19 protein-coding genes are annotated in these 23,235 nt (G+C 63.1%); 15 read left to right on the top strand and 4 right to left on the bottom strand.

Annotated elements, in window-relative coordinates; all coding sequences use genetic code 11:
* Positions 1-47: 47 nt before the first annotated feature.
* From AC1DZP_RS26525 to AC1DZP_RS26540, 4 genes are read left to right on the top strand one after another with little or no spacing between them, the layout of a single operon-like run.
* Positions 48-1,211, top strand: a complete 1,164-nt coding sequence (locus AC1DZP_RS26525; protein ID WP_477306481.1) for a glycosyltransferase 87 family protein — start codon at positions 48-50, stop codon at positions 1,209-1,211.
* The gene (locus AC1DZP_RS26530) at positions 1,204-2,193 is read left to right on the top strand and encodes a glycosyltransferase family 2 protein (RefSeq protein ID WP_477306483.1); all 990 of its coding nucleotides are present in this window, start codon (positions 1,204-1,206) and stop codon (positions 2,191-2,193) included. The genes AC1DZP_RS26525 and AC1DZP_RS26530 overlap by 8 nt, the downstream gene beginning before the upstream one ends.
* Complete coding sequence (locus tag AC1DZP_RS26535; RefSeq protein ID WP_477306485.1) at positions 2,190-3,002, top strand: ChbG/HpnK family deacetylase; 813 nt, start codon at positions 2,190-2,192, stop codon at positions 3,000-3,002. The genes AC1DZP_RS26530 and AC1DZP_RS26535 overlap by 4 nt, the downstream gene beginning before the upstream one ends.
* Positions 2,999-3,409, top strand: a complete 411-nt coding sequence (locus AC1DZP_RS26540; RefSeq protein ID WP_477306487.1) for a GtrA family protein — start codon at positions 2,999-3,001, stop codon at positions 3,407-3,409. Before AC1DZP_RS26535 ends, AC1DZP_RS26540 begins: the two co-directional genes overlap by 4 nt.
* A 51-nt stretch (positions 3,410-3,460) precedes the next feature.
* Here AC1DZP_RS26540 and AC1DZP_RS26545 read toward each other — a convergent pair whose 3' ends face one another.
* From AC1DZP_RS26545 to AC1DZP_RS26555, 3 genes are all read right to left on the bottom strand, one after another.
* A complete protein-coding gene (locus AC1DZP_RS26545) occupies positions 3,461-6,592 on the bottom strand; it encodes an efflux RND transporter permease subunit (protein ID WP_477306489.1) in 3,132 nt (1,043 codons plus the stop codon).
* On the bottom strand, positions 6,589-7,752 hold the full coding sequence (locus AC1DZP_RS26550) for an efflux RND transporter periplasmic adaptor subunit (protein ID WP_477306491.1): 1,164 nt from the start codon (positions 7,750-7,752) through the stop codon (positions 6,589-6,591). The genes AC1DZP_RS26545 and AC1DZP_RS26550 overlap by 4 nt, the downstream gene beginning before the upstream one ends.
* Before the next feature lie 250 nt (positions 7,753-8,002).
* On the bottom strand, positions 8,003-8,830 hold the full coding sequence (locus AC1DZP_RS26555; protein ID WP_457150364.1) for a MurR/RpiR family transcriptional regulator: 828 nt from the start codon (positions 8,828-8,830) through the stop codon (positions 8,003-8,005).
* A gap of 235 nt (positions 8,831-9,065) precedes the next feature.
* Here AC1DZP_RS26555 and AC1DZP_RS26560 point away from each other — a divergent pair, with 235 nt between their 5' ends.
* The 9 genes from AC1DZP_RS26560 to AC1DZP_RS26600 all read left to right on the top strand — a co-directional run bounded on the left by AC1DZP_RS26560 (position 9,066) and on the right by AC1DZP_RS26600 (position 19,887).
* Positions 9,066-9,884: an N-formylglutamate amidohydrolase gene (locus tag AC1DZP_RS26560; RefSeq protein ID WP_477306493.1), complete on the top strand. Its 819-nt coding sequence runs from the start codon at positions 9,066-9,068 to the stop codon at positions 9,882-9,884.
* 21 nt (positions 9,885-9,905) lie between these two features.
* Positions 9,906-11,468: an amino acid permease gene (locus AC1DZP_RS26565; protein ID WP_477306495.1), complete on the top strand. Its 1,563-nt coding sequence runs from the start codon at positions 9,906-9,908 to the stop codon at positions 11,466-11,468.
* A gap of 86 nt (positions 11,469-11,554) precedes the next feature.
* The gene (locus AC1DZP_RS26570) at positions 11,555-12,925 is read left to right on the top strand and encodes a glutamine synthetase family protein (RefSeq protein WP_477306497.1); all 1,371 of its coding nucleotides are present in this window, start codon (positions 11,555-11,557) and stop codon (positions 12,923-12,925) included.
* Positions 12,926-13,099: 174 nt separating this feature from the next.
* The gene (locus tag AC1DZP_RS26575; protein ID WP_477306499.1) at positions 13,100-14,488 is read left to right on the top strand and encodes an aldehyde dehydrogenase family protein; all 1,389 of its coding nucleotides are present in this window, start codon (positions 13,100-13,102) and stop codon (positions 14,486-14,488) included.
* A 17-nt stretch (positions 14,489-14,505) separates the two neighbouring features.
* On the top strand, positions 14,506-15,678 hold the full coding sequence (locus AC1DZP_RS26580) for an iron-containing alcohol dehydrogenase (RefSeq protein ID WP_477306501.1): 1,173 nt from the start codon (positions 14,506-14,508) through the stop codon (positions 15,676-15,678).
* A gap of 241 nt (positions 15,679-15,919) precedes the next feature.
* Complete coding sequence (locus AC1DZP_RS26585; RefSeq protein WP_477227980.1) at positions 15,920-17,026, top strand: ABC transporter substrate-binding protein; 1,107 nt, start codon at positions 15,920-15,922, stop codon at positions 17,024-17,026.
* A 63-nt stretch (positions 17,027-17,089) separates the two neighbouring features.
* Positions 17,090-18,004, top strand: coding sequence for an ABC transporter permease (locus AC1DZP_RS26590; protein WP_457152572.1), 915 nt, complete (start codon positions 17,090-17,092; stop codon positions 18,002-18,004).
* Positions 18,001-18,792 carry an ABC transporter permease gene (locus AC1DZP_RS26595; protein ID WP_184876711.1) on the top strand — a complete coding sequence of 264 codons (792 nt, stop codon included), beginning with the start codon at positions 18,001-18,003 and terminating at the stop codon, positions 18,790-18,792. Before AC1DZP_RS26590 ends, AC1DZP_RS26595 begins: the two co-directional genes overlap by 4 nt.
* 30 nt (positions 18,793-18,822) lie before the next feature.
* On the top strand, positions 18,823-19,887 hold the full coding sequence (locus tag AC1DZP_RS26600) for an ABC transporter ATP-binding protein (RefSeq protein WP_477306503.1): 1,065 nt from the start codon (positions 18,823-18,825) through the stop codon (positions 19,885-19,887).
* Between the two features lie 39 nt (positions 19,888-19,926).
* Here AC1DZP_RS26600 and AC1DZP_RS26605 read toward each other — a convergent pair whose 3' ends face one another.
* Positions 19,927-20,553, bottom strand: a complete 627-nt coding sequence (locus AC1DZP_RS26605; RefSeq protein WP_477306505.1) for a glutathione S-transferase family protein — start codon at positions 20,551-20,553, stop codon at positions 19,927-19,929.
* 126 nt (positions 20,554-20,679) lie between these two features.
* Here AC1DZP_RS26605 and AC1DZP_RS26610 point away from each other — a divergent pair, with 126 nt between their 5' ends.
* Together AC1DZP_RS26610 and AC1DZP_RS26615 are read left to right on the top strand one after the other, a co-directional pair.
* Positions 20,680-22,230 carry a cation:proton antiporter gene (locus AC1DZP_RS26610; RefSeq protein WP_477306507.1) on the top strand — a complete coding sequence of 517 codons (1,551 nt, stop codon included), beginning with the start codon at positions 20,680-20,682 and terminating at the stop codon, positions 22,228-22,230.
* A gap of 92 nt (positions 22,231-22,322) precedes the next feature.
* Entirely contained in the window at positions 22,323-23,234 is a 912-nt protein-coding gene (locus AC1DZP_RS26615; protein WP_477306509.1) for an endonuclease/exonuclease/phosphatase family protein, read from the top strand.
* Position 23,235 lies beyond the last annotated feature (1 nt).

The raw sequence follows: 23,235 nt of genomic DNA on the forward strand, positions 1-23,235 counted from the left end.
TGACGGCGCGGGCAAGGGCCTGTTTCGGGGTGGTGTGGAGTGACTTGATGACGATTGCCAACCCGGTTTTCGACCGTTTGGGACTTAGCATGTGGATCGGAGCGTTCCTGATCGTTCTTGTCATGGTCCTGTGGTCACCGGATACGCATTCGGTGCTGGGGGCCTACAAATTTGGCAGCGAGGAATTTCTGGCCGGCCGGCCGCTCTACAATCTTGGCTCCCAGATGGGGTATCTCTACGCGCCGGCTTTTGCCGCGCTCTATGTTCCGCTGCTGAAGCTGGGCCCGCATCTGGGCGGCCTGGTGTGGCATGCCCTCGGCTTCGCGGTGCTGACCTTTGCCGCAATGCGGCAGGTTCGCAAGCTCGGCGGTCAGCAACTGACCTGGCTGCTTTCATTCGGTCTCTTCCTCGCTCTGCCGCTGGCGCTCGGCGCGATCCGCAACGGACAATCGACAGTACTGCTGACCGGCGCCTGCTGGCTCCTTACGCTTTCGGCGCTTGAAGGTCGGCGCGCCGAGACCTTCTTCTGGGCTTCGCTGGCCGTCATCGCCAAGCCGACCGCGATCATCATGCTGCTGTTGGCAGGAGGGCTGCGCCCCCGGCTGATCCCGGTGCTGGTGCTGGCGGTGCTGTTCGTGCTCGCCATACCTTATGCTTTCGCGCCAGCCAGTTATCTGAACGGCCAGTATCTCGATTTCGCCCGCATGCTGACCTCGATGGCGGTCGACAAGACCAGCCGCTTTGTTGCCTCCGATTTCACCGCGCCTTTTGCGGCGGCGGGGATGCCCATCGTGGAATCCGGCGCCACGGCGGTGCGCTTCGTGGCCGGCCTGTTGACGCTCTCGACCGTGCTCTGGTTCGATCGCAAGCTCGAGCGGGGGACGGCCGGGCTGGCGATCTTCCTGACAGCCACTTTCTACATGTGCGTCTTCAATCCGCGCGTCGAGCCCAACACCTATGCGATGATCGCCGTGCCCGCCGGGCTCGCCGTCGCCCTGTTGTGGCGCGAGGAACGAGGCGGCGTCTTCGCCTCGGTGCTGTCAACGGCGCTGTTCGCGACCGGGCTGAGCGGCGTCGAGCAACATGTGCATGCTTTCCTTTACCCCTGGTTCCGGCCGATCGCGATTGCTTTCATCGCCTGTTCCCTGATCTGGTGGTTCTGGGCCAAGGCGGGAGAAAAGGTGGTCAATGCGGGGGTCGCAAATGGCTGAGTCGCGGCCGGTACTCGATATCGTCGCGCCGTTCCTCAACGAGGCGCCGTCGGCATTGGCCTTCGCCGAGTTGCTTGCCGCGCTGGAGGCAGCGGTGGCAGAGCGCTTCGGCATGGACGTGCACAAGATCCTGGTCGACGACGGCAGCCGCGACGATGGCGCCAAACGGTTTTCGCAGGTGCTGACGAGGTCATGGGAGATCGTCCGTCTCAGYCGCAATTTCGGCAAGGAAGTCGCCGTGCTCGCCGGCCTCGACCAGTCGCGCGGGGACATGGTGCTGATCATGGACGCCGACCTCCAGCATTCGATGGACATCAGCCTGAAGATGATCGCCGAGCTGGTGGAACATCCCGACATCGATGTCGTCTACGCGCAGAACGACAGGCGTGAGGCCAGTTGGCGACGCAGTCAGCTGGCACGGCTTTTCTACAGCCTGATCAACAGCAGCCAGCGTTTCGACATTCCCGAAAATGCCGGCGACTTTCGCGTCATGCGCGGTGCCGTGGCGCGTGCGCTGACCAGCCTGCGTGACAAACGACGCTTCAACAAGGGCCTGTTTGCCTGGGCCGGCTTCCGCCAGAAGGCGTTGCCCTATTCGCCGGAGAACCGCGCCAGCGGCACGTCGAAATGGAGCCGGCTCAACCTGATCGCCTTCTCGCTGGAAGGGTTCACCTCCTTTTCCGTCATTCCGCTGCGCTTGATCAGCCTCAGCGGGCTGCTTGCCGCATTTGCCGGCGCGGTCTACGGCGCCAAGGTGTTCTTCGAGGTGATCTTCTATGGCATTGCCGTTCCCGGCTATCCCAGCCTGCTGGTCGCCGTCGTCCTACTCGGCGGCCTCAACCTGACGCTTCTCGGCCTGATTGGCGAATATGTCTGGGTCACGCTCAGCGAAAGCAAGGATCGGCCGGTCTATATCGTGCGCGATGTCGTACGCAGCGACGTTGCTCCCGACAGCTTGGCACCGGGCGCTCGCGAGGCATGACGCGGCGCATCCGCCTGATCGCCGACGACTACGGCCTGGCGCCAGGCGTCTCCGCTGCGATCCTCGACCTGCTCGATCGTGGGCGGCTGACCGGGACCAGTTGCATGACTGGCTTTGCGCAATGGGCGCAGGAGGCGGAGCGCATTAAGCCCCTGTGCGGCCGCGTCTCGGTCGGGCTGCATCTTACCTTGACCGATCAGCCAGCCGTCACCGGCCGGTCGAGCCTGGCGCCGGAAGGCCGGCTGCCGCCACTCCGCTCGCTGGCGTTGCCTGTTGTGCGTGGCCGCATCGACGACCGCGACGTCCATGCCGAACTCGACGCCCAATACAGCCGCTTCGTCGAAGCACTCGGGCGCCGCCCCGATTTCGTCGACGGGCATCAGCATGTGCATTTCCTTCCGGTCGTGCGCACATGGCTGCGCGCGCGTCTGCATGAAGAAGCCGACAGGCCGGCACTGCGCGGCGCGCCGGCACTGGCCGGCACGGCGCCGAAAGTCGCCGCGATCGCAGCGCTCGCCGCCGGGTTCAACCGGTCCATGCAGCATGCCGGCTTCACCGTCTTCGAACCGCTCGCCGGCATCTACGACTGGCGACGACCCGAAAAGTTCGCATCCGTGCTGCAGGCCGCCGTCGAGGCACTGCCGGAACGGGGGCTGTTCATGTGCCACCCCGGCCATGTCGACGAGACGTTGCGCGCGCGTGACCCGATGCAAAGCGTGCGCGAGGTCGAATTCGCGGTCCTGGCATCGGACGATTTCGGCACCAGCCTGGCCCGCGCCGGTGTCGCAATCATGGATCGCAAGGGATGAGCGGCGCCGACCAGCCCCGGCGTTCGACCGGCAACAAGATCGTCCGCTTTGCCATTGTCGGACTTGCCAACACGGCCATCGACCTTGCCAGCTTCTACCTGCTGCTCAAGCTGCAGATGCCGCCGGTGCCCGCCAACATCGTTGCCTGGTTCATCGCCGTCAGCTTTTCGTTCGTGGCGAACGGCTTCTGGGCGCTCGAGCGCAATCAAGCCATCCGGCTGCGCGATGCGTTCCTTCGTTTTGCCTCGCTCGGGGCGCTGATTTCGCTCGGTGTCTCCAGCCTTTCGATCGCACTGTTTGCCGCCACCGTTGGAGTATGGCCGGCAAAGATCGGCGGTGTCGTGGTGGCGGCGGTGCTGAATTTCCTCGCCGCGCGCTGGTCGATCGAAGGCCGGTTCTTGAGATAGGCACTGCCTATTCACTGGCGGAAAACCGCGACACACCTTCTTGGGATCTCTCTATTCGGCCGGCTCAACATTGGTGTAGGCGGCTTCCTCGAGCTCGCGCTTCAGCCGCGCTTCCTCATGGGTCTTCGGCGTGACGAAGCGGCCCAGCAAGAGATAGGCGACCGGCGTCAGGAACAGCGTCGAGACGGTGGCAAGGCCCAGTCCGCCGACGATGACCCAGCCGAGCGCCACGCGCGCCTCGGCACCGGCGCCGCTCGCCAGCACCAGCGGCAAGCCGCCGAGCACGGTGCAGATCATCGTCATCATCACCGGCCGCACGCGGATGACCGAGGCCTGCTCGATCGCTTCGCGCACGCCAAGCCCGCGATCGCGCAGCTGGTTGGCGAATTCGACGATCAGGATGCCGTTCTTGGCCATGACGCCGACCAGCAGCACCAGGCCGATCTGGCTGTAGGCGTTGAGGCTGGTGCCCGAGAGCAGCAGCGCGAAGATGGCGCAAGCAAGACCCAGCGGCACCGTGGCCATGATGATGACGGCGCTGACGAAGCTTTCGAACTGGGCGGCCAGCACCAGCAGGATGATGACGAGCGCGAAGCCGAAGATGGTCACCATGCCGCCGTTGGTCTCGCCCAGCGTTGCCGCCTCGGCCAGCGGCAGGATGCGGCTGCCCGCCGGTAGCAGCGGCGTGGCGATTTCCTCGGCGCGGTTCAGCGCATCGCCGAGCGCGAAATCGCCGTTGAGGTTGGAGGTGATCGCCACCGACGGCTGCTGCTGCTCGCGCGATAGTGACGGCGGCACCGCACGCTCGGTCAGCGTGGCAATGGTCGACATCGGTACGAAGCGGCCGTCTGATGTCTTCAGGAAGATGTTCTCCAGGTCGGTCGGGTCGTTGATCGGGTTGGTGGTCGAGACCAGCTTCACGCCGTAGCTACGGTCGGCGATATAGACGTCGACGACGTCGTTGCCGTCGAGCATGGCCTGCAAGGTGTTGGCCATCCCGGTAATGTCGATGCCGAGGTCGGAGGCGCGCTCGCGGTCGATGGCCACGGCCAGTTGCGGCTGCGTCGGATCGATCGACAGGCGCGGTGTCTGGAAACGCGGGTCCTTCTGCATCCCGGCGATGATCTTGACCGCCGCGTCGCCGAGCGCCTTGCGGTTATTACCGACCAGGGCGAACTGCAGCCCGTTGCCGGCACCGCGAATGCCGAGGCTGTTGGGCTGCACCGGGAAGATGCGCACGCTCGGCACTTGTTTGGTCAGCTGGCTGATCTCGGCCATGATCTCTTGCTGGCTGCGGCTGCGCTCGTTCCACGGCGCCAGCGTCATCACCATGAAGCCTGAGTTGTAGGAGCCGTTCTGGCCGGCGTTCTCGAACGTGCTGCGGATCTCGCCAGACTCGCGCATCGGCTGGATCAGCTTCTCGATCTTCTGCATCTGCTGCGTCGTGTAGTCGAGGCTGACACCTTGCGGGGCGCTGATGCGCAACAGCACGGCGGCGCGGTCCTCGGTCGGCGTCAGTTCCTGGCGGATGGTGCCGAACAGCGCGAAGGCGGTGCCGGCAAACAGCACCGCGACCAGAAGCACGATCCATGGTGCGTCGAGGCAAGCGTGCAGGGCGCGCTTGTAGGCTGTATTCAGCGCGCCGCCGATGCGGGCGCCGATGCCGTGGCCGCCTTCATGGTGGAGCGAGGCGCTCGACAGCATGCGCGAGGCGAGCATCGGGCACAGCGTCAGCGCCACCACGCAGGACAAAAGCACCGACATGGCGAGCACGAAGCCGAATTCGCGGAAAAGGCCACCGGTCTGGCCGGGCAAGAACGAGATCGGCACGAAGACGGCGACCAGCGTCAGCGTCGTGGCAATGACGGCGAAGAACACTTCCTGAGCGCCGAGCACGGCGGCGGCGCGCGGGCCCATGCCTTCATTGCGTCGTCGCACGATGTTTTCGAGCACGACGATGGCGTCGTCGACGACCAGTCCCGTCGCAAGCACCAAAGCGAGCAGGGTCAGGATGTTGACCGAGAAGCCGGCCAGATAGATGGCGGCGATGGTGCCGATCATGGCCACCGGCATCGACAGTCCCGGGATCAGCGTTGCGCGCCAATCAAGCAGAAACACATAGATGACGATCAGCACCATGGTCACGGACAGGCCGAGTGCGATCTCGACCTCGTGCACCGCGCCGTTGACGAAAACCGCATCGTCGCTGGTGATCTTGATCGACATGCCCTTGGGCAGGTTCTCCTGCAGCTTGGCGACGGCGGCCTGAACGCCGGTCGAGATGTCCAGCGTGTTCGATTCCGCCTGGCGGATGATGCCGATGCCGATGCCGGTCTTGCCGTCCGAACGCAGGGTGGTCTGGCCGACATCGGGGCCCAGCGTGACGGTGGCGACGTCGCGGATGCGCGTCGTGCCGCCGATGATGATATTTTCGAACTCCTCGGGCGTGGTCACGTCAGCCGTCGTGCGGACGATCAGGTCCTGGTCTGTCGTGGTGATCGAACCGGCCGGTGAATCGAAAGCGACAGAGGCAAGTGCTGCCCTGAGGTCGGCGACGGTGAAGCCGAGGCTGGCGAGCTTGTTCTGGTCGACGTCGATCCGGAAAATCTTGTCGCGATAGCCATAGATCTGGACGTCGGCAACGCCGGGCACGGCGGCCAGTTCGTCCTCGATCTGGTCCTGCACCACCACCGTCATGTCCTGGATCGACATATTGTCCGACGTCACCGCCAGTCGCATCACCGGGTCGGAATTGGCGTCGGCCTTGACGATGCGCGGTGGATCGGCCGTGTCCGGCATCAGGTTGGCGACACGGCCGACGGCATCGCGCACGTCCGAGGCGGCGACGTTGAGGTCGACGCCGTCGTTGAACTCGATGGTGACGCGGCTCGAACCGAAGGAGGAAGACGACGAGATCGACTTGACGCCGGAGACGCGGGCGACAGCGCCCTCGATGGTGTCGGTCAGTTCACGGTCGACGGTTTCGGCCGCGGCGCCTTCGAAGGCGGTCGAGACCGTGACGACCGCGCGGTCGACGTCAGGCAGTTCGCGGATCTCGACGCCATAGAAGGCAGCCAGGCCGGCGACTGCGATCAGTGTGTTCAGCACGAAGGCCATCACCGGCCTGCGGATGAACAGGGCGGTAAAGCCGGTGTCGCTTGCGGCGTTGACGGGGCTGGTCATGAGCCTTGAGCAGCGTCCGCGGCGCGCTGCTCTTCGCCGGCGATGTGCACAGCACCGCCCTCACTGACGCTCTGGGTGCCTTCGGTCACCACCATGTCGCCGCTGTCGATCTCAGCGTCGATCAGCACGGTCTCGGTGTTGCGCTGGATGATGCGCACCGGGACCCGCCTGGCCTTGCCGTCCTCGACCTGCCAGACATAGGCGCCGTCCGATCCCCAGAGGATCGCCAGTGGGCTGACGGCCGGATAGGTCTCGCCGGCGAACTTCATGGTGATGCCGAACGACATGCCGGCACGCAGCGAATCGGCTGGGTTGGCGATCTTGGCCTTGACCAGCAAAGTGCGGCTCTTTTCATCGATGTGGTTGTCGATGGCCGAAACGGTGCCGGTGTAGGCTTTGCTGGGATTGGCAATCGGCGTCGCCGTCAATTGCGCGCCGACCTTGACGGCGGCGGCGAAGCGTTCGGGCACGAGGAAATCGACAAGGATACTGGAGCGGTCGTCGAGCGTGGCGATCGCCGACTGGTTGGTCACATAATTGCCAGCGGCGATCGGAAGGATGCCGACGGTTCCGGCGATCGGTGCGATGATGGAGCGGCGCTGCAGGGCAAGTTCGGCATCGCGAAGTACCAGTTTGGCGACCGCCAGCACCACTTCGGCATCGGCGACGGCGACCGGTGTCGCTGCGTTGGAAGCCCGCAGCGATTTCACCCGGTCGAGCTTGTTCTGCGAGTCCTGTAAAACGAGCTTGGCACGATCCTGCGCGATCACCTCGGTCTCGGAATCGAGGGTGGCGATGATCTGTCCCTTGTCGACATGGCTGCCGGATTCGACCAGCAGTTCGGCAAGGCGGCCGGAGCTGTAGGGATTGACGGTCACCGAGGCATTGGCACGACCGGTGCCGATCGCCTGCAGGCGGTCGTTGATGGTCGCCGTAGTGGCGGCCAGGGCGACCACGTTCACCCGCCGGTTGCCGCCATTGCCGCCGTTTGCCTGCTTGGCGTTGGCGGCCCCGGTTTCAGCCGGGGGCGTTGCCGCGTAAACCCAGTCTATCCCCCAGCGTGCCAGCACCTCGGGTGCGCCCGGAAAAAAGCGCAGCCAGGCGGCTGCCGCCACGACCAGCACCACAAGCACGAAAAGTATCTGTTTCCAGGCGGCCATCGGCACTCCGGTTGGGCAAAACGATCAGCGCGTCGCGTCGAAACGGATTCATGTGACGCGCTTTAGGTCTTTTGTTTATGCATGTCGTTATCTCAAAACCGGGGCCACTTTTGAGCGACATGCATTGGCGGTTTCCCGAAAGGAAGCAGACGCAGCGAGGCTATTCTAAGGCAAGAAGACGCCCCGATATCGCGCCTTTATGACAACTCGCCAGTGTCAGCGCACATTAAATCTGTGTAACGTTGACGGTCTAACGCAGACCTTCCATCTCGCGGATGCGCTTGGCGCCTTCTGCTTCCAGTTGCCTTGTGACGGCTCCGATCAGTGTTTCGGCGACGACGAAGAGGGCTGCCGAAGAGTCCCATGCCGACGGCACCGCGGTTCGTCCGGCAATGACGTGGCGGGCAAAGCGGGCGATCGGCGACAGCCACTGGTCGGTGAACAGCACGATCTGTACGCCGCGCTGATGTGCCTTCTCGGCGAAACGGAGGAGGCTGTCCTGGTAGCGTCTGATGTCGAAGATCACCAGTACGTCGCGCTTGCCCATGTCGATCAGCCGGTCGCGCCACATGCTTTCCTGGCCGGCGAGGTGAAAGACCTCGGGCTGGATGATGGCGAGGTGGGCGGCCATGTAACGCGCCAGCGGATCGGTGAAGCGGCCGCCGATCAGGAAGGTCTTGCCGCGTCGGTCGGCAAGGCGGGCGGCGATGTCGGCAAGCTGCTTGTCGGACAGATGCCTGAACGTCTCGCGCATATTGTCGAGCGTCGCTTCCAGCATCGGCGACGCGGTGCCGCCGCCGGGCGAGGGCGGGTTGAGCGTCCTTATGGCCGGCGATTGCAGTTGCGCCGCCAGTTCGTCCTGCAGGCTCGACTGGAATTCGGGGTAATTCTGGAAGCCGAGCCGGGCAACGAAGCGCAGGATCGTCGGCGAAGAAACGCCAGCCGCGGCCGAGAATTCGGCAACCGTCTTGAGGCCGATCATCGGATAGCTGGCGATCAGGGTCTGGGCCGCGCGCCGTTCACTGGCCGGCATCGTGCCGACGCGGTCGGCGATCAGTTCGGCAATGCTGGAAATCATCTTTCCCCACCCCGGAGCGAAATGGCTAAACCCATCCGGCTCCGTCTGTTTGTCTTGGCCGCATTCTTGCGACGTCAGGTGATTCCACCTGGCTGCAAAATGCTTCGGCCCTGTCCACTGTCTTTTCCGAAATCGCATTTGACAAAACCGGGTAAACTGTATGAAATCATCCATAGGGACGCAATGAGACAAAATACGTAACATACGATACAGCGCTCCCCGGGGACGGCAGACTATGGAGCAAGCACGGCCCGCCAGCCTTGCATCGTCTGATACCGTGAGGGTGACCAACCCCGGCGGATCGAGCCCTTTCGTGCTGACCTGCGATCACGCCTCGAATTTCCTACCGGCCGAATTCGGCACGCTCGGCCTCGCCGCCGAGGACCTGTCCCGTCACATCGCCTGGGATCCCGGTGCGCTGCCGGTTGCCCGCCGCATGGCCGAGGCGCTTGACGCGACGCTGGTCGAAACCCGCATTTCGCGCCTCGTCATCGACTGCAACCGTCCGCTCGATGCGCCCGATCTGGTGCCGCCGGTCAGCGAGACCACGGCGATACCCGGCAATGCCGGCCTGTCGGACAAGCAGCGCGCGGCCCGTGTAGCGCTGTCGTGGCAGCCGTTTCATGCCGCCATCGAGGAGATTGTCGACGGCAGGCTGGCGCGCGGGCAGGAAACCCGTCTGGTTTCCGTGCATTCCTTCACGCCGGTCTACAAAGGCCACAACCGGCCCTGGCATATCGGCATCATTCACGACGAGGACCGCCGGCTGGCGTCGCCTTTGATTGGGGCGCTGAAGCGGCTTGCCGGCGTCACCGTCGGCGTCAACGAGCCCTATTCGCCGGCCGACCGAGTCTATTTCACGCTGGAGCGCCACGCACGTTCGCGCGGCCTGCCGTGCGCGATGATCGAAATCCGCAACGATGAAATCGCCGGCGAGACCGGGCAGCGGAAATGGGCGGATCTGCTCACGGGCATTTTTTCGGATCTGGAGCCAGAGGAGGCCGGACACACCAGATCGCGTTCAGTCGGAAAGTCAGTTCAATCGGCCAGCTAAGAACCAACAGGGGAAACCAAAATGGCAGCACCGGGTTATACAGACGTTGACAAGAAGGAGGATCTGAAGGTTCTCCACGGCATGGGCTATGCCCAGGAACTGTCGCGAAGCATGAGCCGCTTCTCGAATTTCGCGATTTCATTTTCGATCATCTGCATCCTTTCGGGCGGCATCAACTCCTTCGCGCAGGCGACATCGTCGATCGGCGGCGCGGGCGCCGGCATCGGCTGGATCGTCGGCTGCTGCGTTTCGGGCTTCTTCGCCCTTGCCATGGCCCAGATCGCCTCGGCATTCCCAACTGCCGGCGGCCTCTATCATTGGTCTTCGATCCTCGGCAACCGCTTCACCGGCTGGCTGACGGCCTGGCTCAACCTGCTTGGCTTGATCACCGTGCTCGGCGCCATCAACATCGGTACGGCTTTCTTCTTCGTCGGTACTTTCGGCGGGGCTTTCGGCATTACCGGGACGCCGGGCGAAATCGTCGGGTTCGTCGCCTTCATCACCGTGCTGCAGGCGCTGTTCAATCATTTCGGCATTAAACTGACCGCAATGCTGACGGACGCATCCGGCTTCCTGATCCTCGGAGCAACAGCCGTCCTGATCGTGGCCTGCCTGGTATTTGCGCCGGCGATCGACGTTACGCGGCTGTGGACGTTCACCAATTATTCGGGTGACGCGGGCGGCGGCGTTTTTCCGCAGTCCGATTCCATGAGCTACCTGTTCCTGCTCTGCCTGCTGCTGCCGGTCTACACCATCACCGGCTATGACGCGTCGGCGCATACGTCGGAAGAAACCCTGAAGGCAGCCCACTCCGTTCCGAGGGCGATCGTTTCGTCTGTTTTGTGGTCGTCGCTGATCGGCTGGGCGATGGTCTGCGCGATCACCCTAGCCATCCCGGATCTGGCTGCCGGCGCCAAGCAGGGCTGGACCGTGTTCTTCTCGACGATGGACACAATCCTGCCCGTATGGCTCAAGGAGCTGCTCTATTTTGCGATCCTGATCTCGCAGTTCCTCTGCGGCCTCGCCACGGTGACCTCGGCATCGCGCATGCTGTTTGCCTTCTCTCGCGATGGTGGCATGCCGGTCGGTTCGGCCTCGCTCGCCAAGGTCAGCCCGACCTGGCGCACACCGGTCAACGCGATCTGGACGGCTGCGATCCTCGAGATCATCTACGTCTTTCTTGCCCAGTTCATCTCGATTGGCGGCACCAACATCTACACCATCGTCGTCAATTCGACGCTGGTGTTCCTGTTCTTGTCCTTCACGATCCCGATCGCCCTCGGCATGATCACGTTCGGCACCGCCAAATGGCCAACGGCTGGTCCGTGGAATCTCGGCGCCGGTGTGTTCAAACTGTTTTGCGCGCTGTCGATTGTCGGCATGGCGATCATCTTCTACATCGCCATCCAGCCGCCGAACGACAAGGTGCTTTACATCACCATTGGCTTCATCGTGCTGACCGCCGTGCTCTGGTTCGGTTTCGAAAACCGCCGCTTCCAGGGCCCGCCGATCGGCGATCAGATCGCCCAGCGCAAGGCTGCCATCGCGGCCGCTGAGCTGGCGGTCGGCGAAACCGGCCACTGATTTCAACCATCCTGGCCATGGCCGGCGTTTTGCCGGCCATGGTTTCGTTTGCCCCCACAATCAAAAAGCGCTGGAGTGCCAAAGGAATGGCCGGAAATTTCTCGTTCGATCAGTTGAAGAAAGCGGTCTCCAGCGGCGAGATCGACACGGTGCTCGCCTGCATCGTCGACATGCAGGGGCGGCTGGCGGGAAAGCGGTTCCTGGCGCAGTATTTCGTCGATTCCGCGCATGACGAGACGCACGGCTGCAACTATCTCCTGGCCGCCGACATCGATATGGAGCCGGTGCCCGGCTACAAGGCGGCGAGCTGGTCGAAGGGCTATGGCGATTTCGTCATGAAGCCGGATCTGGCGACGCTGCGGCGCATTCCGTGGCTGGAAAAGACGGCGCTGGTGATCTGCGACGTGCTCGACCACCACACGCATGACGACCTGCCACATTCGCCACGCGCCATCCTGAAGAAACAGGTCAAGCGGCTGACGGAGCGCGGCTATATCGGCTATTTCGCTTCCGAGCTCGAATTCTATCTGTTCAACGAGACCTACGATTCCGCCCGCAAGAAACACTGGCAGGGTCTCGATACCGCTTCGCCTTACATCGGCGACTACCAGATCGGCATCACCACCAAGGAAGAAGGCGTCATGCGCCGGCTTCGCAACGAGATGGAAGCGGCCGGCATCCCGATCGAGAATTCCAAGGGCGAGTGGGGCCCAGGCCAGGAAGAGATCAATGTGCGCTATGCCGAAGCGCTCGACATGGCGGACCGCCACGTCATCCTGAAGAACGGTGCCAAGGAGATTGCCGAGTCCGAAGGCAAGGCGATTTCCTTCATGTCCAAGTACAATTACGGGCTGGCCGGCAATTCCAGCCATATCCACAATTCGCTGTGGAGCACCGACGGCAAGACGCCGCTGTTCTTCGACAAGAAGGCCGACTGGACGCTGTCGACGCTTGGCCAACAATGGGCGGCGGGACAGCTGAAATACGCCAAGGAATTCACCTGGTTCCTGGCGCCCTACATCAACTCCTACAAGCGCTTCCAGGCCGGCACCTTCGCGCCGACCAAGATCATGTGGAGCGAGGACAACCGCACCGCCGGCTTCCGCCTGTGCGGCGAGGGCACCAAGGGCATCCGCATGGAATGCCGCATCGGCGGCGCCGACCTCAACCCCTATCTCGCCTTTGCGGCGCTGATCGCCGCCGGCCTTGCCGGCATCGACGAGAAGCTGGAACTGCAGAAGCCATTCGTCGGCGATGCCTATCAAGCGTCGCGTTTGCCGGAGATCCCGAAGACGCTGCGCGACGCCACCGAGACGCTGGCGAAGTCGAAGATGCTCAAGCAGGCGCTCGGCGAGGATGTGCTCGAACACTATGTCCACACCGCAAAGTGGGAGCAGTTTGAATACGACCGCCGCATAACTGATTGGGAACTGCACAGAGGGTTCGAGCGGTATTAAACTGGCCGGCGAACGTTGGCGCGCCTCTCGCCCTACCCCTCCCGTGAATCGCGGGCAGGGCGACCGGAGAGCACTTCCCTTCTCCCGGTCACTATACGCGGGAGACTGCCGGGCAGGCGGATGAGGGCAGCGCCACGCCACAAGATTTTGTTGTAGAATGCGAGGACTTACAAAATGACCGAGACGGTCAAACTCAAATCCCCCATCGATGGCTCGATCTATGCCGAGCGGCCCGTGGCAACGGACCAGGCGATCAATGCCGCGGTCGAGCGCGCCAAGGCGGCGCAAGAGAAATGGGCCGAGACGCCGATCGTCGAGCGCGGCAAGTACATGCTGGCGATGCTGGAAGCGCTGGTCGCGATGACCGACGAGATCGTGCCGGAGATCGCCTGGCAGATGGGGCGCCCGGTGCGCTATGGCGGCGAGTTCGGTGGCGTCAAGGAACGCACCAACTACATGGTCGAGATCGCCGAGGCGGCGCTCAAGGCGGTGCCGGCTTCCAACCCGAAGGACGGCTTCAGGCGCTATGTGAAAAAGGACCCGCTCGGCGTGGTCATGGTGATCGCGCCGTGGAACTATCCCTATCTCACCGCGGTCAACACCATCGTGCCGGCGCTGATGGCCGGCAACGCCGTCATCCTCAAGCATGCGGCGCAGACGCTGCTGGTCGGTGAGCGCTTTCAACAGGCTTTCGACAAGGTCGGCCTGCCCAAGGGCGTGTTCCAGAATGTCGTGCTCAACCATGCGCAGACCGAGAAGCTGCTCGGTTCGGGCAAGATCGACCACGTCAATTTCACAGGGTCGGTCGGCGGCGGCCGCGCCATCGAAAAGGCGGCGGCAGGTACCTTCATGACGCTCGGCCTCGAGCTTGGCGGCAAGGATCCGGCCTATGTGTTGCCTGATGCCAAGATGGATCATGCGGTCGCCAATCTGGTCGACGGCGCCTTCTACAATTCCGGCCAGTGCTGCTGCGGCATCGAGCGCGTCTATGTGCACGAAAAGGTCTATGACGAGTTCGTCGAGGGCGTCATCGCCGAGACCAAGAATTACGTCGTCGGCAATCCGCTCGACCAGGCAACGACGATGGGCCCGATGGCGCAGGCGCGTTTCGCCGACCTGATCCGCGAGCAGAAGGCCGAGGCGCTGCGCAAGGGCGCGGTGGCGCACATCAACATGAAGGTGGCCAACGACAAGCCCGGCTCGCCCTATCTGGCGCCGGAAGTGCTGACGCAAGTCGACCATCAGATGAGCGTCATGCGCGAGGAGAGTTTTGGGCCGATCGTCGGCATCATGAAGGTGCGCAACGATGAAGAGGCGATCGCGCTGATGAACGACAGCCCTTACGGGCTGACCGCTTCGATCTGGACCCGCGATACAGAGCATGCCGTGGCGATCGGCAACCGCGTCGAGACCGGCACGGTGTTCATGAACCGCTGCGACTACCTCGATCCGGCCCTGGTCTGGACCGGCGTCAAGGACACCGGCAAGGGTGCTGCCCTGTCGGCCATCGGCTACGACAACCTGACCAGGCCGAAGTCGTTCCACCTGCGCGAAGCCATCTGATTTTCGAAAGACAAAAAATGTCCAAGCTCATCTCCAAATGGAACTACCCCACCACCGTTCGCTTCGGCGCCGGACGCATCAAGGAACTGCCTGAGGTGTTGGCGGCTACCGGCATCAAGCGGCCGCTGTTCGTCACCGATCCCGGCCTGGCGAAACTGCCGGTCGTTGCCTCGACCCTGAAGATCCTCGACGATGCCAAGGTCCCCTACGGCGTCTTCTCCGAAGTGAGGCCGAACCCGGTCGAGTCCAATCTGACCGCCGGCATCGCGGTGCTCAAGAAAGGCAAGCATGACGGTGTCATCGCCTTCGGCGGCGGCTCGGCGCTCGATCTCGGCAAGCTGATCGCCTTCCAGGCCGGCCAGACGCGGCCGGTGTGGGACTTCGAGGATGTCGACGACTGGTGGACGCGTGCCAATTCCGACGCAATCGCGCCGATCATCGCGGTGCCGACCACGGCCGGCACCGGATCGGAAGTTGGCCGCGCCGGCGTCATCACCAATGAAGCGACGCACACCAAGAAGGTCATCTTCCACCCCAAATTGCTGCCGGCCATCGTCATTGCCGATCCGGAACTGTCGGTCGGGATGCCCGGCTTCATCACCGCCGGCACCGGCATGGATGCGCTTGCCCACTGCCTCGAGGCCTATTGCGCACCGGGTTACCATCCGATGGCCGACGGCATCGCCGTCGAAGGCGTCCGGCTGGTCTTCGAGAACCTGCCGAAGGCCTATGCCAACGGCAAGGATCTCGTCGCGCGCGCCCATATGATGAGCGCCGCCGCGATGGGTGCCACCGCCTTCCAGAAGGGGCTGGGCGCCATCCACTCATTGTCGCATCCGGTCGGCGCGCTGTACGACACCCATCACGGCATGACCAATGCGGTGTTCATGCCTTATGTGCTGGCCTTCAACCGGAACTCCATCGAGGAGCGCATCGGCCGGCTTGCCGCCTATTGCGGCATCAAGGGCGGCTTCGACGGCTTCGCCAAGGCGATCATCAAACTGCGCAAGGAACTCAAGGTGCCGCATGCACTGCCGGGCCTGATCAAGGGGCTCGACATGGACAAGAAGCGCAAGGGGCTCATCGCCGATATGGCGGTGGTCGATCCGACCGCCGGCGGCAACCCGGTCAAGCTGACCAAGAAGGCGGCCCTGACCTTGCTGGAAAACGCCATCGCCGGCACCGTCTGAGACGGCTTTCTTGTTGAAATTGATCTGGAAAATCAGGGCAAGCCAAGGGGGAAAGGATGAAATACATGGCGGAAAGTAATTAGCCGGAAAAATAAGTGATGGCTAATTGCTACAGCCGGTTAAAAAGAGTTAGATTTTCGCGCTGCGAGCAGCCGGTTTCACAAAGCTTTCATCTGGCTGTCACATGAAAACGATACCGGATCGCAGGCGTCCAACGGCGTCAGTTCAACGGAGAGAACACATGTTCAAATTCACGGGGAAAGTGCTTTCCCTTACGGCCGCGACCCTTATGGCGTCGTCGGTGATTTCGTCCGCGGCTTCGCTGGACGATCTCGTCAAGGCCGCTAAGGCTGAAGGCCAGCTCACCACCATCGCCTTGCCACATGACTGGTGCGGCTACGGTGACGTCATCGCCGGCTTCAAGGCGAAGTATCCCGAAATCACTGTCAACGAGCTCAACCCCGATGCCGGCTCCGGCGACGAGGTCGAGGCAATCAAGGCGAACAAGGACAACAAGGGTCCGCAGGCGCCTGACGTCATCGACGTCGGCCTGTCCTTCGGCCCGTCCGCCAAGAAGGATGGTCTGATCCAGCCGTACAAGGTGTCGACCTGGGACTCGATCCCCGATAGCGCCAAGGATGCTGAAGGCTACTGGACCGGCGACTATTACGGCGTGCTGTCCTTCCAGGTGAACAAGGACATCGTCAAGGAAGCTCCGGCTGACTGGGCCGATCTGCTGAAGCCGGAATTCGCCAACACGGTCGCACTCGCCGGCGATCCGCGCGCGTCGAACCAGGCTATCCAGGGCGTCTATGCTGCTGGCCTGTCGTCGGGCGCCGCTGCTGGTGAAGCCGCCGGCACCGCTGGCCTCGACTTCTTCAAGAAGCTCAACGCCGCCGGCAATTTCGTCCCGGTCATCGGTAAAGCCGCGACGCTGGCCCAGGGCCAGACTCCGATCCTGATCACCTGGGACTACAACGCGCTCGCCGGCCGTGACACGCTGAAGGGCAACCCGCCCGTCGACGTCGTTGTGCCGAAGACCGGTGTCGTCGCCGGTGTCTACGTGCAGGCGATCAGCGCTTACGCGCCGCATCCGAACGCTGCCAAGCTGTGGCTGGAATACCTCTACTCCGACGAAGGCCAGATCGGCTGGCTGAAGGGCTATTGCCACCCGATCCGCTTCAACGACCTTGCCAAGAACGGCAAGATCCCCGCGGACGTGCTGGCCAAGCTGCCGCCGGCTGAATCCTATGCCGCGGCGGTGTTCCCGACGCTGGACGAGCAGGCCAAGTCCAAGGAAGCCATCACCAAGAACTGGGATGCCGTCGTCGGCGCCAACGTCAAGTAACTCGTACAATGCCGGGCGGCCTCGAGGCCGCCCGGCCCTTTTCTCAAAGACGGTAGCCGGCGCATGACCGATATCCCAATGTCAGACCACGCTGTTGCCGGGAAGACCGCGCCTCCCGCCGAGGCACGCAGCATGAGGCTGCCGACGCAATGGCTCGGCGTTGCCCCCTTCTTCATCTTCGCCATCATGTTCCTGATCCTGCCCACGCTCTATCTGATGCTGGGCGCTTTCCAGAACGATGCGGGTGAGTTCACCTTCGAAAATATCGCAGCACTGGCGCAGCCGTCGATCGTTGCCGCCTACTGGATCTCGATCAAGGTCAGCCTTGCCTCATCGTTGATTGGTGCCTTCGCCGGTCTCGCCATCGCCATCGCCATCGTGCGCGGCGGTCTGCCGGAATGGATACGCTCCGCGACGTTGACCTTCTCCGGGGTCGCTTCCAATTTCGCCGGTGTGCCGCTGGCCTTCGCCTTTATCGCCACACTCGGCCGGCTGGGCCTTGCCACGGTGATCCTGAACACCTTGTTTGGCCTCAATATTTACGCTCACGGCTTCAACATCCTGTCGTTCTGGGGGCTGACGCTAACCTATGTCTACTTCCAGATCCCGCTGATGGTGGTGATCATCGTGCCGGCCATCGACGGCTTGAAGAAGGAATGGGGCGAGGCCGCCGCGACCCTCGGTGCAACCATGGCGCAGTACTGGCGCATGGTGGTCATTCCGGTGATCTGGCCAAGTTTCCTTGGCACCGTCATCCTGCTGTTCGCCAACGCCTTCGGCGCCATCGCCACCGCCTATGCGCTGACAGGCTCATCGCTCAACATCGTGCCGATCCTGCTCTATGCGCAGATTCGCGGCGACGTGCTGCATAATGCCCATCTTGGGTACGCGATCGCCTTCGGCATGATCTTCATCACCGGCCTAGCCAATGTCTTCTATATCTGGTTCCGGACCCGTTCCGAGAGGTGGCTCAAATGAAGTCGGGAAAGTTCTGGGCCTGGGTCGTCTTCGCGCTGGGCGCGGCCTATTTCTTCATCCCGCTGATCGCGACGGTGGAGTTTTCCATGCGCATGCGGCGTGGCGCGTACTCCTTTGACGCCTACAAGGTGGTGTTGGGCGATCCTCGCTTCCAGGCGACCTTCGGGTATTCGGTGCTTGCCGCGGTCTTCACCATCATCCTCGGCGTGCTGATCGTGGTGCCGGCCGCCTACTGGATCCGGCTGCGCCTGCCGCAGCTGCGGCCGCTCGTCGAGTTCATCACGCTGTTGCCGCTGGTCATTCCGGCCATAGTCATCGTGTTCGGCTATATCAGGATGTACGGATCGAACTCGCCGCTGCCATTCCTGGCCAGCGATACCGGTACGAACGCCCTGCTGGTTATCGGTTATGCGACGCTGTCGCTGCCCTATATGTACCGTGCGGTCGACACCGGGCTCAGAACCATCGATGTGCGAACGCTGACGGAGGCGGCGCAGATCCTTGGCGCCGGCTGGTCGACGATCATTACGCGCGTTATCCTGCCCAATGTGCTGATCGCGGTGTTGTCGGGTGCGTTCCTGACCTTCGCGATCGTCATTGGCGAGTTCACCATGGCCAGCCTGCTCAACCGGCCCGCTTTCGGCCCGTATCTACAGAACATCGGCGCCAACCGCGCCTATGAGCCGGCAGCCCTTGCCATCATCGCCTTTGCCATCACCTGGGGCTGCATGTCGCTGATCCAGATCCTGTCCCGCTTCGCGCCGAGATCGGCGAACCGCCCCAATTGATCGAAAAGTACTGATCGAAAGAGCAACACCATGGCCGACCCGTTCCTCTCCATCCAGCACGTGCGAAAATCCTTCGGTGCCACCACGGTGGTGGAGGATTTCAATCTCGACGTTGAGCGTGGCGAATTCGTCTCGTTCCTCGGTCCGTCCGGCTGCGGCAAGACCACCGTGCTGCGCATGGTCGCCGGCTTTGAGGAGCCGACTGCCGGCAAGATCGTGGTTGGTGGCAAGGACATCACGAGGCTGAAGCCCAACCAGCGCAATGTCGGCATGGTGTTCCAGGCCTACGCGCTGTTCCCGAACCTGACGGTGGCACAGAACATAGGCTTCGGCCTGAAGGTTGCCGGCATGCCTAGGGCGGACATCGATGCCCGAGTCGCCGAGATGCTCGGCATCATCAAACTGCCGCAGATGGCGGATCGCTATCCCTACCAGCTCTCGGGCGGCCAGCAGCAGCGCATAGCGCTGGCCCGCGCTATCGCGCCGAAGCCGAAGCTGCTCCTGCTCGACGAACCCCTTTCGGCGCTCGACGCCAAGGTGCGCGTGTCGCTGCGCGAGGAAATCCGCTCGATCCAGAAGAAGCTCGGCATCACCACGATTTTCGTCACGCATGACCAGGAAGAGGCGCTGTCGATCTCGGACCGCATCGCCGTCATGTATGGCGGCAAGGCTGAACAGGTCGGCACGCCGTTCGAGATCTACAACCGTCCGGCAACCAAGTTCGTCGCCAATTTCGTCGGTACGCTGAACGTGCTCGAAGGCACAGTCACCGACGCTGCATCCGGCAAGGTTCAGGTCGACACGCAGGAAGTCTCGCTCAAGGGTAAGCTCAACGGCTCGAAGTCCGGCGACACCCTGTCGCTTGCCCTGCGTCCGGAAGCGATTTCGCTGGGCCTTCAGCCCGGTCGGGACTCCAGCCTTTCCGGCGAGATCTCCGAAGTGCATTTTCTCGGCTCTGTGATCCGGGTTCGCGTCGGCATCGGCGGCAACACCGTGTCGCTCGATACGTTCAACAGCCCGGCCACACCACCGCCCGCTGTCGGCGAAAAGGCCGAGATTTCGTTCTCGTCGAGCGATATGCTGGTGCTGCACTAGGCGGTAGAGCAGACGGGGCAGGGGAAGAACCAAGCCCCCTCAGGCCGGTGCTATGAATGGCTGCATGACTGTCTGAAAGACCGGCAGCGCTTCCATTTTTGCGGCATGTGCGTCCAGCGCCGGGAAGTCGGCCAGCAACACAAGCCCGGGATGCGCCTCGCGGATGAAGCGGAGCACGGCGGTGACCGCGATGTCGGCATGGCCGATGCGGTCGCCGAACCAGTAAGGTGTCGACCTTCCCCGACGATCGGCTTCCAGGACTGCAAGGACAGCCTCGATCTGTGTGCGGCAGCGCCCGGCCCAAAGGTCGGAAACTTTCTTATGCAGCCGCGTCTCATAGAACAGGCTGACCGCCTTGTTGGCGAGGCCGGTTGCCAGGGCTGATATCCGCAGCGCCTGGTGACGCGCCGGTTCGGCTGCCGGAAACATCCCCCGCTCGGCTGGAACGAGGCTGTCGAGATAGTCGAGCATCAAATGGCTTTCGATCAGCACCTCGCCATTGTCCAGCACCAGGGTCGGCACCCGGGTCAGCGGGTTGTAGGGCCGGATCTTGTCGGCATCGCCGAAGGCCGACCACGGACGGTGCTCGTAGGCGATGCCGTACAAGGTCATCGCAATGCCGACGCGGCGAACGAAGGGGGAGTCAAATTGGCCAATCAGGATCATCGTTGGACTCTTACGCTGCAAGTGACTGCTGGACATACTGCCACGGGGCTTGTGCGCAATGGTCAATCAACAGCATCTTGCTGGCTTGCCACTGCCGACAGTGCAGCATCACGGGGGTAACAGGCCATGGCTCTTTTCGAACTGACGCTTGTCCTGCTTTTGACTGCCGTTGCGCTGACGGCGCTGTCGCGGCGGCTGGAGATTCCCTATCCGTCCCTGCTGGCCTTGGCCGGGGTCGGGATTGCCTTCGTGCCCGGTGCGCCAATGATCGAGATCGATCCGGAACTGGCTCTTGCCCTGTTCATTGCGCCGGTGCTTCTAGATGCCGCCTACGACACATCGTTGCGGGATCTCAACCGCTACCGGCTGCCGCTCGCGCTGCTGGCGCTCGGCGCCGTCGTCTTCACCGCGGCGGTCGTCGCTTTCGTCGGCTGGAAGATGGCCGGGCTGCCGGTCGCGGCGGCAATCGCGCTCGGCGCCATCGTCGCGCCGCCCGATGCGGTCGCGGCGAGCGCCGTACTCGGGCAGTTCAAGGTGCCGCACCGCATCACCGCCATCCTGCAGGGCGAGAGCCTGCTCAACGATGCCACCGCACTCCTGATCTACCGCCTGGCGGTTTCTGCAGCGCTCGGCTCGATCATGCTGAGCAACGCCATTCCGACGATTCTGCTGTCGACGATCGGCAGCCTCGTCGCGGGTTATCTGCTCGGCCGCTTTTCGCTGCTGACGCTCAGCCGGATCGAGGATGCGGCAAGCAGCACGGTGGTTCAATTCGCCGGGACATTCGGAGTCTGGATCCTGGCCGACAGGCTGGGCCTGTCCGCCATCATCACCATCGTCGTCTACGCCATGACCATTGCGCGGACGGCGCCGCGCCGCATGTCGGCCAGGCGGCGCGTCAGCACCTATTCGGTGTGGGAATCGGCGGTCTTCGTGCTCAATGTGCTGGCCTTCGTGCTGATGGGCCTGCAGGCACGATCGATCGTTGGCCGCCTCTCCGGCGAAGGGCAAGGCGAAGCCTTTCTCTTCGCTGCAACGGTGCTGGCCGTCGTCATCGTGGCACGCCTCGTCTGGGTGGGGAGTTACGTTGCGATCATCCGATGGTTGGCCCGCTTCGGAAGCGAAGACCAAAGGCGAGATGTGCCAACGTTTGGCGGCGCGGTGCTCGTCGGTTGGTGTGGCATGCGGGGCCTGGTGACGCTGGTGGTGGCCATTGCTCTGCCGGCGGGCTTTCCCGGCCGCGATCCGATCGTGCTTGCCGCCTTCGCGGTCGTTCTCGGCACGCTGGTGCTGCAAGGCATGACCCTGAAGCCGCTGCTGCGGATACTCAACTTCGACCCGGACAGAACGGTCGACAACGAGGTGGCGCAGGCGCGGGTGGCCATCATGCAGGCCGCCCTTGACGTGTTGAGCCGCAAGACATCAGCCGCTGCTGCTGTTGTGCGCGAGCAGTATGAGGCTCAGCGCCTGATCGCTCAAAACCCGGAGGACGCACAGGCGGCCACCGAATATGACCGGCTGCGCCTCTATGCCATCAACCGCCAGCGCGACACGCTCGAGGAACTGCGCCGCAACGGCACAATCGGTGACGAGGCCTATCACCGGCTTGAAGAGGAAATCGACTGGTCGGAACTGGCGGCATCGCCAGCTGGAAGTTTCCAGCCACTGACGACGTGAGATATCTGGCCCAAGCCGCTGCCATTTCCCTGCACATTGCAACCAATCTGCCGAACCGCTACTGCCATCATCGAAAATGAGCCGGATAAGCAATGAAGCTGGTCAGCTACAACATCCAGTACGGGTTCGGCAGCGACGGCCACTACGATCTTTCGCGCGCCGCACGCATCGTCGCCGGTGCCGACATCATTGCGCTGCAGGAAGTCGAGCGGCACTGGCAGCGCAGCAATGATGATGACCAGTCGGAGCTGCTGTCCCGCCTGCTGCCGGACTATCACTGGGTCTATGGTCCGGCCTTCGACATGGACGCCAGCGAGCAGCGCGACGGCCGTCTGATCAACCGGCGCCGGCAGTTCGGCACCATGGTGCTGTCGAAGCTGCCGATTGTCTGGTCGCGCCTGCACGCGCTGCCGATGCGCCGCACACTGCGGCCGCTCAACACGCGCAACGCGGCGCTTGAATGCATGATCCGAGCGCCGGCCGGCCCGGTTCGGGTGTTTTCGTTGCATCTCGCCCATATCGCAGCGGAGGAGCGGCTGGAGCAGATCGATTACCTCTTGGGCGAACATCGCCGTGCGACCCGAGAGGGCGGACCGTGGAGCGGCGTCGATGACGAGCCGTCGCGCAACTGGAGCAATGGCGAGCCGGAGCCGGAGAATCCGTGGGAAGCGATCTGGATGGGCGATTTCAACATGGAGCCGGGCAGCGCCGAGTATGGCCGTATCGTCGGCAACACGCCCTATCATCGCGGCGCCGCCTACCTCGATGGCTTCGTCGACGCCGCCACGGTTGCCAGCCAGCCGACCGCGGATTTCCACACCCATGTGAAGACCATCGACGGCAAATTGGCCAAACGCCGGCTTGACCATTGCTTTGTCGGCGGCATGTTTGCCGGGCGCGTCCGCTCGGTCGGCGCCGATGTCGGCGAGGTCGCATCGGACCATTTCCCGCTACGGGTCGACATCGACCTCGAGACGCCGCTCGCCGTGCTGCGCGGCGGATGAG

Source organism: Mesorhizobium sp. P2_F8 (genome assembly GCF_056403655.1).